We start from the raw sequence: 12,692 nt of genomic DNA on the forward strand, positions 1-12,692 counted from the left end.
CTTCGCCCAAAAAATGGAGTCCCCATGAAAAAGCCCCCCTTTCTTGCCGGTTTGAGCGCGTGTGCCTGCCTGTTGGCGAGCGGCGCCGTGAGCGCGCAGAGCACGGTGTCGATCTACGGCGTCATCGACGCCTCGGTGGAACACGTCACGAAAGCGACCCCCAGCGGTGGCGGCCTGACCCGCGTGCCATCCCTGACCGGCAGCGCGCCCAGCCGCCTCGGCTTTCGCGGCACCGAAGACCTGGGCCAGGGACTCAAGGCGGTCTTCACGCTGGAAACAGGGTTCTCGCCCGACACCGGTGTGGCCAACCAGGGCGGCCGCGCCTTCGGGCGCCAGGCCTTCGTCGGGCTCTCGGGCCCATGGGGCACGGTGTCCCTGGGCCGGCAATACACCATGCTGTTCTATTCCATCCTGGAGTCGGACATCCTCGGCCCCAACCTCTACAGCTCGGGCTCGCTGGACAGCTACATCCCCAACGCCCGCGCGGACAACGCCATCACCTACCGCGGCAGCTTCTCCGGCCTCACGCTGGGTGCCAGCTACAGCCTCGGCCGGGACGCGGTGAACGCCGGTCCCAGCCCGGCCGGCACCAACTGCGCCGGCGAAAACCCGAACGACAGCAAGGCCTGCCGGGAATGGTCGGCCCTGGTGAAGTACGACACCGCCACCTGGGGCACCGCGCTCGCGGTGGACGAGTTGCGCGGCGGCACCGGCGCCTTCGCCGGCCTCAACTCCAGCGCCATGACGGACCGGCGCACCTCCGCCAACGGTTACGTCAAACTGGGTGGCCTCAAGCTCGCCGGGGGCCTGGTCCGCCGCGCCAACGGCGCCAGCGCCACCCAAGGCAAAAGCGATCTGTGGTACCTCGGCGCGGCGTACCAGGTCACGCCGGCCTTGCTCGTGGACGGCGAGGTCTTCAGCCTGCGTTACAAGGACTCGCTGAACCGGGCCACCCTCGCCGCCGTGCGCGCCACCTACAGCTTCTCACGGCGCACGGCGGTCTATGCAACGGCCGGGCACATCCAGAACAAGGGCACGCTGGCGCTGTCGGTCAGCGGCGGGCAGCCGGGCGGCGCGCCGGTGCCCGGTGGCTCACAAAGTGGTGTGGCGTTCGGCGTGCGGCACAGCTTCTGAGCCGGCCATCGCCACGCAGGGAACTCAGGTCATGTCCAGGGCGAGCCGGATGGCCAGAGCGATCAGGACCAGGCCAGCGAGCCGGGTCGCGGTTCGCCGGCCACCAGGGACTGCCGCGAAACGCACCGCCACGACGTTGCCGATCAGCACCAATGCGGCCTGGTAGAGCAGGCTGAGCAAGGTGACGTGCACCATCATCACGACCAGGGTCGCGGTGGACGCCTGCGGTTTCAGGAAAAGCGGAAAGAACGCGACGAAGAACAGGATGACCTTGGGATTGGTCAGGCTGACCAGGAAGGCACGGCGAAAGTGCATCAGCGGCGCCTGGGCGTGGGCGCGCGCCGATGCACCCTCGCCCGGCCGGCTGCGGATCAGCTGCACAGCCAACCAGCCGAGGTAGGCCACGCCGAACCACTGCAATCCCCGGAAGAGCCAGGGATGGGCCTGCATGACGGCAGCGAGCCCCGCCACCGCGGCGACCATGAACAGAAAATCCCCCAGCAGCGTGCCCAGGACAGCGGCCAAGCCCGAGCGTCGCCCGTCGCGGGCCGTGGCATCGAGGATGGCAATCGTTCCAGCACCTGGAACGGCCTGGAACACAAGGATGGCGGCGATGAAACTGATGTAGTTCTGGATGTCGAGCATCTGGCCAATGGGTCTGGTTGAAACGGGACCAGATCATCCGATGCAGATCGCCACAGGTACAGCGCATTATTCTTGCTTATTGAAGCATCTGTCACTGATTTTCTGGCAGTATCCGCTCATGGCAAGAATTCCATCCCACGAACTGGACGACATGGCCTGGCGCCTGCTGCGCGCCCTGCAGCTCGATGCGCGAGCGCCCTTGAAGGCCCTCGCGGAGGCCACGGGCCTGTCGGTGGCGGCCACGGCCGAGCGGCTCAAGCGGCTGCAAGACATGGGGCTCGTGCAAAGGTTTTCGGTCGAACTGGATGCGTCGAAGGCGGGCTACCCCGTCAAGGCCATCATCGGGATCACGGCCACGCAGCCCGGCAAGAAGCCGCTGCTGGAACGGCTGCGCCAGGCACCCGAAGTACTGGAGTGTCATCACGTCGCGGGTGCCGACTCCTACCTGCTGACTGTGGTCGCCACCGGCCTGGCGGATCTGGAGCGTTTCATCGGAACGATCAACGGCTACGGCGAGACCCGGACGTCCATCGTTTTCTCCACGCCCATTGAACGCCGGGGCATGGTGCCGCCGGGCTCCGCGAAGCGCACCTAGCCCGCGCCACCAGAGGCCATCGCCTTTGGCTTGCGATTCGCATCTGTTCGAAGACCGCCCGCCCTTTCACCCCCATCTTGCCGAAGAGATCACGTTCCGCAGGTTGGAGATCTTTCTGATCTTCATGGAGACCCGCCAATGCGGGCCCTGGGCTCATCGCCGCCATCGGCGGCGCCGGTCTTCATCAGTGCGCGTGCGCGCTCACCAGCGGAAAGTCGTACTGCGCATCCACCACGCGCGCGGCCATGGTGGGCAGCATGCGGTCGATGAACACCTCACCCACCCAGCGGCGCAGGGCCGGGTTGCTCATGGGGCCGGCGGCCTGCAGCGTCATGCTGCTGAAGGTGTTGATGCCGTCTTCCATGAGCAGGCCCATGGGCACCGGCGGCAGTTTTTCGGTGGACGCGGCGCTGGTGGACTGCTGCCAGGCGCTGAGGAAACGGTCGAAGCTGCCCACGGTGCCTTTGCGCCAGACATCGGCGATGTAGAAGATCCAGGCGCCCTGGTCTTCCACCACGAAGCCCCAGGAAAACTCGTGGATACCGTCGGGGGCCTGCGCGAACACGCCGATCTCCTGCACGTCTTCGCGTGCCTTGTATTCGGCGAACAGCGGGCCAGGGCCTGAGAGTTCGCCACGCACGAAACGCTCCAGCATGCCGGGGTCCGAGCTGAACAGGGGCAAGGGATCGGACCACGAACGCTTGGCGCGGTGGATAAGGCGCGAGGTGGCATCGGCGCTCTTCTGCGCCTGGATACAGCGGTCCATGAAGGTCTTGCGGCCGTCGGGCGTGGAGATCAGGTCCACGGTCTCGGTGAAGGCGGCGTCGTTCTTGAGGTAACCGTCCTCGCGCAGGCGCAGCACGATGTCGAGCATGGAGCTTCGCGTGATGTGTTCGATCATGTAGGCCATGTCGCCACCCTCGAAGTCGGCCATCGACCGCTGCACCCAGGCCATGGTCTCCTCGTGGGAGAGCCCCTGGGGTGCCTTGGGCATGTCGTTGAACAGGGCGCGAAGCACCCTCACCGTATCCAGATCGCTGGCCATTCATCCTCCGTCGTTGGCATCACGGCCGGCCCGGGGAGATAAGGCCTGGACCGGCCTGACAGTCAGGATAGGCGTTTTTGGCCTTTTGCCTGACAGGGGGCCGGTGGCGAGCGTGACTTTTGCAGTCGATGGCGCGGTTTTCCGCGCAACGGTTCAGGCCTGGCGCGCCGCCCGTTGCGTGCCCACCACCACCAGGGCCACCAGCATCATGAGCACGCCAGCCAGCTGGCTGGGGCTCAGGGCCCGGCCGTACACGGCCCATTCCACCGCCACGGCCGAGGCCGGGTAGACGAACTGCAGCACGGCCACGCGCCCGGCGCTGAGGCGCGCCACGCCGGCATACAGCACCACGTAGGCCAGGCCGGTGTGGATGGCGCCCAGCCCCGCGAGCCAGGCCCAGGCCGGCCCCGCCGGCGGCCAGCCGTGCACGAAGGGCCACCACACCAGCACCACCGCGCCCACGGCGCACTGCCACCAGGCCAGGGCCAGTGGCGTGACGCCGCGCGCCCGGTTGGCGATCAGCGTGAGGGCGGCATAGCCCACCGAGTTGAGCAGCGCCAGGCCGATGCCCCAGAGGTAGCTGGACGACCAGCCCGCGCCCGTGAGCGCGCCGTCGACCCAGCCCGAGGCCAGCGCCAGGCCGATCAGGCAGGCGAAGGTGGCGATGCCTTGCGCGCGCGTGATGCGCTCCTTCCACCACAGGGCACCGAACGCCATCACCAGAAAGGGCTGCACGTGCACCACCACGGTGGCCACGCCGATGGAGGTGCGCTCGATGGCCTCGAAGAACAGGATCCAGTTGACCACCGCGAGCACCCCAGCGCTCACCGCCGCCAGGCGCGCCGCACCGCTGAGCCGGAGTTCCCGCCAGCGCCGGGTGAGCGCGAACCAGGCCGTGAGCGCCAGCAGGCCAAAGGCGCAGCGGAACCACACGGCCGTGAGCGGGCTCTGGCCCGCCTCTTCGAGAAAGATGCCCAGCGTGCCGAGCATCAAACCACCGGCCACCATGAGCCACATGCCCGAGCGTTCGCGCGCGGCGGCGTGAGGGTGGGCGCCGAGAGACGAAGACAAGGAAGCCGTGGAGTTCATGCGCCGATGGTCGGCGGACGCGCCCCATCTGTACAGCGGATAAATAGAATCCAATGCATTCGACAATCGAATATTGGAGCCGACCGCCATGACCCACACCGACCTGCAACTGGACTGGCTGCGCGCCTTCGTGGCGGTGGTGGACGGCGGCTCGCTCTCGGCCGCCGCGCCGCTGGTGCACCGCTCCCAGCCGGCGGTGAGCATGCAGATCCGCAAGCTGGAAGACGCGGTGGGCCGCGCGGTGCTGCTGCGCGGGCCGCGCCACCTCGAACTCACGCCCACCGGCACCGAGTTGCTGGGTTACGCGCGGCGCATGCTGGCCCTGCACGCCGAAACGCTGGAGGCCGTGCATGGGCCGGTGCTCAGCGGCCGCGTGCGCCTGGGCGTGCCCGACGACTACGCCGTGAGCTACCTCTCACCCGTGCTGCGCAGCTACGCCGCGCGGCACGCGGGCGTGGAAATCGAACTGGACTGCGAACAGTCGACCTCGCTCATTCCCAAGGTGCAGCGCGGCGAGATCGATCTGGCGCTGATTTCGCGCGACAAGTCCACGCGCGGCACGCTGCTGTTCCAGGAACCGCTGGTGTGGGTGGGCGCGCCGCAGTTCGAGGTGTGGCGCCGCGACCCCCTGCCGATCGCGGTCTACGAAGCGACCAGCCAGGCGAGGCGCGCGGTGATCGCCGCGCTCCACGCGCAGCGGCGCGCCTACCGCGTGGTCTACAACAGCTCCAGCCTGGCCGGTCAGCTCGCGGCGGTGGAAAGTGGGCTCGCCCTGGCGGTGCTCACGCGCTGCAGCGCGCCGGCCCACCTGGCCATCCTGGGCGAAAAACAGGGCCTGCCGGCCCTGGACTTCATGGACGTGGCGCTCTACCGCAGCCAGGCCTCGCGCCACCTGCCCGCGGTGGACGCGCTGTTCGAGCAGATGGTGCAGACGCTCAGTGCGAAGGCACCAAGAAGTCCTGGCTGATGCGCCCACCCAGCTCGTTCACGCGGTCCAGGAACTGCGTGAGGAAGGCGTGCAGGCCGGTGGAGAGGATCTCGTCGATGCGGGCGTACTGCAGATCGGCCTTGAGCTTGCCCGCGCGGCGCAGGGTTTCGCCGCTGTGGTCGTTGGACACCACGCTGAGGTTGTTCACCACCTCGTTGAGGCTGGCGGCCAGGCTGCGTGGCATGTCGGCGCGCAGGATCAGCAGCTCGGCCACGCGCTCGGGCGTGATCACATCGCGGTACACCTTGCGGTAGACCTCGAAGCCGCTCACGCTGCGCAGGATGGCGCTCCAGTGGTAGAAGTCGTACTCCTGATCGAGCTCGCTGGCGGCGCCGAAGAAGTCGCTGTGCACCGCGTGGAACTTCACGTCCAGCAGGCGGGCGGTGTTGTCCGCGCGCTCCAGGAAGGTGCCCATGCGGTAGAAGTGGAAGGCCTCGTCCTGCAGCATGGTGCCGATGGCCACACCGCGCGAGAGGTGCGAGCGGAACTTGACCCACTCGAAGAATTCACCCGGGTCGCGCTCGAAGTTCTTGCCCTTGAGCATGCGCGTGAGTTCCAGCCAGGTCTGGTTCTGCGTTTCCCAGAATTCGGTGGTGAGGGCTCCGCGCACGGCCCGCGCGTTCTCGCGCGCGGCCTTCAGACAGGTGTAGATGCTCGACGGGTTGGACTCGTCGCGCACCATGAAGTCGAGCACGTTGCGTGGCGTGATTTCCTTGCCGTACTTCTGCGTGTAGGGGTGCAGCAGCTCGCTGATGGCGAGCAGCCCTTCCCAGCCCACCTGCGCCACGGCGGCGGACTGCGGCAGCAGCGAGGTCTGGTAGTTCACGTCCAGCATGCGGGCGGTGTTCTCCGCGCGCTCGGTGTAGCGGGACATCCAGAAAAGGTGGTCGGCGGTGCGCGAAAGCATGGTGTGTCCCTCAGTCTTCAAGAATCCAGGTGTCCTTGGTGCCGCCGCCCTGCGAGGAGTTGACGACCAGCGAGCCCTCCTTGAGCGCCACGCGGGTGAGGCCACCGGGCACCATCTGCACTTCCTTGCCGCTGAGCACGAAGGGGCGCAGGTCGATGTGGCGCGGCGCCACGCCGCTCTGCACATAGGTGGGGCAGGTGGAGAGCGAGAGCGTGGGCTGCGCGATGTAGCCGCCCGGGTTGGCCGCCACGGCCTTGCGGAAGTCCTCGATCTCGGCCTTGGTGGACGCGGGCCCGACCAGCATGCCGTAGCCGCCCGCGCCGTGCACCTCTTTCACCACGAGGTCCTTCATGTTGGCCATCATGTACTTGAGGTCCTCGGGCTCGCGCCCCATGAAGGTGGGCACGTTGTTGAGGATGGGTTTCTGCCCGAGGTAGAACTCGATCATCTTGGGCACGTAGGGGTAGATGGACTTGTCGTCCGCCACGCCGGTGCCCACGGCGTTGCAGATGGCGACGTTGCCGCTGCGGTACACGCCCAGCAGGCCTTCGCAGCCCAGCGTGGAGGTGGGGCGGAACACCGAGGGGTCGAGGAAGTCGTCGTCCACGCGGCGGTAGATCACGTCCACGCGCTTGGGGCCACGCGTGGTGCGCATGTAGACGAAGTTGTCCTTGACGAACAGGTCCTGCCCCTCGACCAGCTCGATGCCCATCTGCTGCGCGAGGAAGGCGTGTTCGAAGTACGCGCTGTTGTACATGCCGGGGGTGAGCACCACCACCGTGGGCTCGGCCGTGGTGGCCGGGCTGCTCGCGCGCAGCGTTTCCAGCAGCAGGTCGGGGTAATGGGCGACCGGGGCCACGCGGTTCTCGCCGAAGAGTTCGGGGAACAGCCGCATCATCATCTTGCGGTCTTCGAGCATGTAGCTCACGCCGCTGGGCACGCGCAGGTTGTCTTCGAGCACGTAGTACTCGCCCACACCTTCGGCATTCGGGGCGCGCACGATGTCGATGCCCGAGATGTGCGAGTAGATCTGGTGCGGCACGTCCACGCCCATCATCTCGGGGCGGAACTGCGCGTTCTGGAAGATCTGGTCGGCCGGCACGATGCCGGCCTTGATGATTTCCTGGCCGTGGTAGACGTCGTGGATGAAGCGGTTGAGCGCGGTCACGCGCTGCACCAGGCCCTCCTCCATGCTGCGCCATTCGTGGGCGGGAATGATGCGCGGAATAAGGTCGAAGGGGATGAGGCGCTCGGTGCCGGAGCCGTCCTCGTCCTTGGCGCCGTACACCGCGAAGGTGATGCCCACGCGGCGGAAGATCATTTCGGCCTCTTCGCGCCGGGCCGCCATCACGTCTTCAGGCTGTTGGGCCAGCCAGCGCGCGTAGTTCTGATAGTGGGCCCGGACCTCGCTGGGCGAGGCGTTCATTTCGTCAAACATCGGTCTGCTCATGGGCTTTTTCTCCTGAGCACAGCATAGCAAGGACTGGGCCAGGTTTTGGCCGCCTCGCCGCCCCGCCGCGCGAAATCCCCTCAGTGTCTTCCCGGAGCCGGCGCAAGACCCCAACCCTTCCCGCCGGTGCCAGCGGGGTGCTTGCGCGCCTGCCGACGATCCTGTATTGTACGGACCATAAATTCAATTGTTCGTTCAATTAACTCGGTCTGTACGGACCATTACCTGGAGACGATAAGCATGAGTGGGTTCATCAAGAAGGCCGTTCTGGGTCTGGGCATCGCCGCCCTGGCCGCTGCCAGCCACGCGCAGGAAACGCTGAAGATCGGTGTGCTGGGCGGCATGACCGGCCCGGGCGCGCCGTGGGGCCTGGCCATCGACGGCGGTGTGCGCGTGGCCACCGAGGAGATCAACGCCAGCGGCGGCCTGAAGGTGGCGGGCAAGACCTACAAGGTCGAGATCGTGTCCTACGACGACCACTACAAGGCGGCCGACGCCGTGACGGCGGTGAACCGCCTGATCGACCAGGACAAGGTGCAGTTCATCATCGGCCCGATCGGCTCGGCCTCCCTGCTGGCGATCAAGCCGATCACCGAAAAGAGCAAGGTGGTGCTGCTCTCCAACACCTACACCACCGAGGCCCTGAACGCCGAGACGCGCTACATGTTCCGCGTGCTGCCCACCACCAACGAATACGACGCGCAGCTGATCGGCTGGCTCAAGCAGAACCGCCCCGCGATCAAGCGCGTGGCCGTGATCTCGCCCAACGACGCCACTGGCTGGAGCACGCAGAAGGGCAAGAAGAGGGCCTATGAAGCCGCGGGCTACGAGATCGCCGACGCCAAGTTCTTCGAGCGCTCGCAGAACGACTTCCGCACCATCCTGGCGGGCATCCTGGCCAAGCGCGTCGACCTGATCGAGCTCGACGTGGTGCCGCCGGCCCAGGCCGGCCTGGTCATCCGCCAGGCGCGCGAAATGGGCTACAAGGGCCCGTTCACCAAGTTCGGCGGCAACAACGTGGCCGAAACCGTGAAGTCCGCCGGTGCGGACAACGCCGAAGGCACCCTGGTGTATTTCTCGGCCGACCCGGCCAGCGACGCCTACGCCAAGCTGAGCAAGGCCTACGCGAAGTACCACCCCAACGCCATGGACGACTTCGCCTTCTATTTCTACGACGCGGCCAAGCTGCTGTTCGGCGCGATCCAGAAGGCGGGCACCACCACCGACACCGACGCCGTGGTGAAGGCCATCGAAGCCACCAAGTCGTACGACGGCATCCAGGGCAAGATCGTCTGGGGTGGCAAGGACACCTACGGCATCGACCACCAGATCGCCACGCCGGCCTACCTGGGCGTGATCGAAAACGGCAAGGGCAAGGTCGTCACCAAGTTCGACGCCCGCTGAGCCCGCGCGCCCCGCGCAGCCGCCACCGCGGGGTGGCGCCGCCGGGGCGCGAGCCCCTCCTTCTTCCCTGCTGAACGCGCCCGCCTGCGGCGCCAGCCGCGGGCCTCGAGCCCGCTCTTCCCATGCAAATCGCGATACAGATATCCATCATTGCGCTGATGTCGGCGTTCGTCTACGCGCTCATCGCGCTGGGCTTCACGCTGGTGTTCGGCATCATGCGCGTCGTGAACTTCGCCCACGGCGAGTTCTACATGCTTGGCGCCTACGCCATGTACGTGCTCTACGGCCTGCTCGGCTGGCCGTACGGCTCGGCGCTGATCGCCGGCGCCCTGCTCGTCGGTCTGGCCGGTTTCGTGCTGGAGCGCGTGCTGTTCCGGCGTTTCACCGGCGACGAGATGGGCGGCATGATCATGTCGCTCGCCCTGGCCATCACGCTGCAGGCGGCGATTTCGCTGGTGTTCACGGTCGACGACCTGTCGGTCGGTCGCCCGGTGGAAGGCGCACTGCAGATCGGCTCGGTGTTTCTCGCGCTGGACCAGCTGTACGTGGTGGGCGTCACCCTGCTCGCCCTGGCCGCGTTCTACGTGCTGATCGAGAAGACGCGGGTGGGCATCACCATCCGCGCCGTGGCGCAGGACAGCGAGGTCGCGCGCCTGCAGGGCGTGCGCTCCTGGCGCATGACGGCGCTCACCTTCGCGCTCAGCTGCCTGCTGGCGGGCCTGGCGGGCGCCCTCATGGCACCGGTCTACACCATCCACCCGCACATGGGTGAACTCGTGGTGGTGAAGGCCTTCATCATCGTCGTGCTCGGCGGCCTGGGCAGTCTGCCCGGTGCCGTCATCGCGGCGCTGATCCTGAGCTTCACCGAGGCGATCGCCTCCACCTTCTACAACTCGACCGTCGCCACGATGCTCTCGTTCCTCATCGTCATGGCGGTGTTGACCGTGCGCCCGGCCGGCCTGATGGGGAGATCCCGATGAGAAACGACCTCACCCTGGTGCGCCGCCCCGTGGGCGTGCGCGTGGCCGAACTGCTGGTGGCCGCCACCCTGCTGGCCTGGCCGCTGGCGCTGGGCGAATCGCGCTTCGCGCTGCACGTCGGCGTCATGGTGGCGATGTACGCCACGCTGGCCATGAGCATGAACCTGATGCTGCGCATCGGGCAACTCTCGCTCGCGCACGGCGCGCTGTTCGGCATCGGCGCCTACGTGTCGGCCATCCTCACCCGCGATGCGGGCCTGGGCTTCGTGTCCGCCTTCGTGCTGGCGGGCCTGGCCTCGGCGCTGATCGCCCTGGTGACCGCGCCGCTCTTCATGCGCATCAAGGGCGTGCACTTCGCCTTGTTGACCTTTGCCTTCGGCGAGGTGGTGGTGCTGTGTTTCGTCGAGTTCGTGGACATCTTCGGTGGCAACAACGGCTTCGGCCAGATCCCGCCGGCCCAGCTGCTCGGCCACACGCTGGACCGCTACGGCAGCTACCTGCTGGCCACCACGCTGGCCCTGGCGAGCTACTTCTCGCTGCAGGCCATGTACCGGCGCGAGCTCGGCGTGATCACCGCCTCGCTGCACCAGGACGAAGCCCTGGTCACCGCCAGCGGCTTCGAGGCGCTGCGCTTTCGCATCGCCGTGTTCGTGCTCAGCGCGGCCATGGCCGGCTGGGCCGGCAGCCTGTTCGCGCACTACCAGGGCTACATCTCGCCCGACTCGTTCGGCTTCTGGACCGCCGTGAACGCGGTGATCATCAACGTGCTCGGCGGCGTGGGCGCCCTCGCGGGCGTGGTGGTGGGCGGCTTCCTGCTGATCCCGCTGCCCGAGCTGCTGCGCGACCTGCAGCAGTACCAGCGCTTCATCTACGGCATCGTGCTGATGGCCCTGCTGTGCTTCATGCCCAAAGGCCTGGCGGGCCTGTGGGCCACATGGATCGGGCGCCTGCGCGCCGGAAAGGCCCAGCCATGAGCGCGGTGCTTCAAGTCAGGAACCTGTCGCGCGCCTTCGGCGGCATCCGCGCGGTGGACGGCGTGTCGTTCGAGGCCGGCGGCGACGGCATCACCGGGCTGATCGGCCCCAACGGCGCGGGCAAGACCACGATGTTCAACCTCATCACCGGCACCACGCGCGCCAGCGCGGGCGAGGTGGTGTTCCGGGGCGAGCGCATCGAGCGCCTGTCCGCCCCCGCCATCGCGCGCCAGGGCCTGGGCCGCACGTTCCAGATGACCCACGTGTTTCCGGGTCTGAGCGTGCTGGACAACCTGTACCGCGCGGCGCTGTTTCGCCAACTGCCCTCGCCCTGGTCGCTGGTGCGACCGGCCACGGTGCGCCAGGGGCGGCGCCAGGCGCTGGCGCAGGCCGAGCAGGCCCTGGCCATGATCGGCATGGAAAGCCTCGCCAGCGACGACGCCGGCGCGCTCGCCTACGGCCAGCAGAAGATCCTGGGCGTGGGCATGGCGCTGACCACGCAGCCCTCGATGCTGCTGATGGACGAGCCGGCGGCCGGCCTCAATGCGGTGGAAACCGATGCCATGAGCGCGCTGATCGAGCGCGTGCACCACGGCGCGGGCGTGTCCATCGTGCTGGTGGAGCACGACATGAACATGGTGATGCGCCTGTGCTCCCACCTCGTCGTGCTGGTCAACGGCCGCCTGCTGGCCAGCGGCCCGGCGGCCACCGTGCGCGACAACCCGCAAGTCATTGACGCCTACCTGGGCGCGGATCTCGAAAATGCTTGAAGCCAGAAACATCTCCGTCGCCTACGGACCGATCGCGGCCCTGCGCGACGTGTCGTTCTCCGTGCGCCCCGGCAGCGTGTGCGCCATCGTCGGCGCCAACGGCGCGGGCAAGTCCACCCTGATGAAGGCGCTGTGCGGCCTGGTGCCGCTGCAGGCCGGCAGCTTCCACCTGGACGGCCAGGACATCACCGCGCTGCCCACCGACCAGCGCATCGCGAAGGGCCTGGCGCTCTCGCCCGAGGGCCGGCGCCTGTTCCCCGAGCTGAGCACCTACGAGAACCTGCTGATGGGCGCCTACCTGCGGCGCGACCGGCAGGCGATCCGCGAGGACATTCAAAAGGTCTACGGCTACTTTCCCCGCCTGGCCGAGCGGCAGCACAGCCAGGGCCGGCACCTCTCGGGCGGCGAGCAGCAGATGTGCGCCATCGGCCGCGCGCTGATGTCGCGCCCGCGCCTGCTGCTGCTGGACGAGCCATCGCTCGGCCTGGCGCCCAACGTCACGCTCGAAGTCGCCCGCGCGATCCGCCGCATCAGCCAGGACGGCACCACCATCGTGCTGGTGGAGCAGAACGCCCGCCTGGCGCTCAAGCTCTCGCAGCATGCGCTGGTGCTGGAGACCGGCCGGCTGGTGCTCGACGGCCCGAGCGACGAGATCATGAACAACCCCCACGTCACCGCCGCCTACCTCGGTGGCCACGCCCCCGCCTGATT

General features: G+C 67.6%; 13 protein-coding genes. 8 read left to right on the top strand and 5 right to left on the bottom strand.

Going from position 1 to position 12,692, the window contains the following annotated elements; genetic code table 11:
• Positions 1–24 precede the first annotated feature (24 nt).
• Complete coding sequence (locus tag ABSY19_RS04580) at positions 25–1,134, top strand: porin (protein WP_382159483.1); 1,110 nt, start codon at positions 25–27, stop codon at positions 1,132–1,134.
• 24 nt (positions 1,135–1,158) lie between these two features.
• Here the strand turns inward: ABSY19_RS04580 and ABSY19_RS04585 are convergent, their stop codons facing one another.
• The gene (locus ABSY19_RS04585) at positions 1,159–1,779 is read right to left on the bottom strand and encodes a LysE family translocator (RefSeq protein WP_382159486.1); all 621 of its coding nucleotides are present in this window, start codon (positions 1,777–1,779) and stop codon (positions 1,159–1,161) included.
• A gap of 7 nt (positions 1,780–1,786) precedes the next feature.
• Between ABSY19_RS04585 and ABSY19_RS04590 the strand changes: the two genes are divergently transcribed.
• The gene (locus ABSY19_RS04590; RefSeq protein ID WP_382159489.1) at positions 1,787–2,374 is read left to right on the top strand and encodes an Lrp/AsnC family transcriptional regulator; all 588 of its coding nucleotides are present in this window, start codon (positions 1,787–1,789) and stop codon (positions 2,372–2,374) included.
• 184 nt (positions 2,375–2,558) lie between these two features.
• Here the strand turns inward: ABSY19_RS04590 and ABSY19_RS04595 are convergent, their stop codons facing one another.
• Both ABSY19_RS04595 and ABSY19_RS04600 read right to left on the bottom strand, forming a co-directional pair.
• Entirely contained in the window at positions 2,559–3,419 is an 861-nt protein-coding gene (locus ABSY19_RS04595; RefSeq protein WP_382159492.1) for a hypothetical protein, read from the bottom strand.
• Between the two features lie 153 nt (positions 3,420–3,572).
• Positions 3,573–4,508, bottom strand: coding sequence for a DMT family transporter (locus tag ABSY19_RS04600; protein WP_382159495.1), 936 nt, complete (start codon positions 4,506–4,508; stop codon positions 3,573–3,575).
• Between the two features lie 88 nt (positions 4,509–4,596).
• On the opposite strand from ABSY19_RS04600, the gene ABSY19_RS04605 reads away from it, so the two are divergent.
• Positions 4,597–5,475 carry a LysR family transcriptional regulator gene (locus ABSY19_RS04605; RefSeq protein WP_382159498.1) on the top strand — a complete coding sequence of 293 codons (879 nt, stop codon included), beginning with the start codon at positions 4,597–4,599 and terminating at the stop codon, positions 5,473–5,475.
• Here ABSY19_RS04605 and ABSY19_RS04610 read toward each other — a convergent pair.
• Both ABSY19_RS04610 and ABSY19_RS04615 read right to left on the bottom strand, forming a co-directional pair.
• Positions 5,444–6,403 (bottom strand): alpha-E domain-containing protein, encoded by a 960-nt coding sequence (locus tag ABSY19_RS04610; protein ID WP_382159499.1) that lies wholly within the window; start codon positions 6,401–6,403, stop codon positions 5,444–5,446. The genes ABSY19_RS04605 and ABSY19_RS04610 overlap by 32 nt on opposite strands.
• A gap of 10 nt (positions 6,404–6,413) precedes the next feature.
• Entirely contained in the window at positions 6,414–7,853 is a 1,440-nt protein-coding gene (locus ABSY19_RS04615) for a circularly permuted type 2 ATP-grasp protein (RefSeq protein ID WP_382159502.1), read from the bottom strand.
• Between the two features lie 240 nt (positions 7,854–8,093).
• Between ABSY19_RS04615 and ABSY19_RS04620 the strand changes: the two genes are divergently transcribed.
• The 5 genes from ABSY19_RS04620 (at position 8,094) to ABSY19_RS04640 (ending at position 12,690) form a co-directional block, all read left to right on the top strand.
• Positions 8,094–9,257, top strand: coding sequence for an ABC transporter substrate-binding protein (locus ABSY19_RS04620; RefSeq protein ID WP_382159504.1), 1,164 nt, complete (start codon positions 8,094–8,096; stop codon positions 9,255–9,257).
• 122 nt (positions 9,258–9,379) lie between these two features.
• Positions 9,380–10,237 carry a branched-chain amino acid ABC transporter permease gene (locus ABSY19_RS04625; protein WP_382159508.1) on the top strand — a complete coding sequence of 286 codons (858 nt, stop codon included), beginning with the start codon at positions 9,380–9,382 and terminating at the stop codon, positions 10,235–10,237.
• Positions 10,234–11,211 carry a branched-chain amino acid ABC transporter permease gene (locus ABSY19_RS04630; protein ID WP_382159511.1) on the top strand — a complete coding sequence of 326 codons (978 nt, stop codon included), beginning with the start codon at positions 10,234–10,236 and terminating at the stop codon, positions 11,209–11,211. The genes ABSY19_RS04625 and ABSY19_RS04630 overlap by 4 nt, the downstream gene beginning before the upstream one ends.
• Positions 11,208–11,981, top strand: coding sequence for an ABC transporter ATP-binding protein (locus ABSY19_RS04635; protein WP_382159514.1), 774 nt, complete (start codon positions 11,208–11,210; stop codon positions 11,979–11,981). The genes ABSY19_RS04630 and ABSY19_RS04635 overlap by 4 nt, the downstream gene beginning before the upstream one ends.
• Positions 11,974–12,690: an ABC transporter ATP-binding protein gene (locus ABSY19_RS04640; RefSeq protein WP_382159517.1), complete on the top strand. Its 717-nt coding sequence runs from the start codon at positions 11,974–11,976 to the stop codon at positions 12,688–12,690. The genes ABSY19_RS04635 and ABSY19_RS04640 overlap by 8 nt, the downstream gene beginning before the upstream one ends.
• Positions 12,691–12,692 lie beyond the last annotated feature (2 nt).

Source organism: Hydrogenophaga sp. ANAO-22, assembly GCF_042466645.1.
GTDB lineage: Bacteria > Pseudomonadota > Gammaproteobacteria > Burkholderiales > Burkholderiaceae_C > Hydrogenophaga.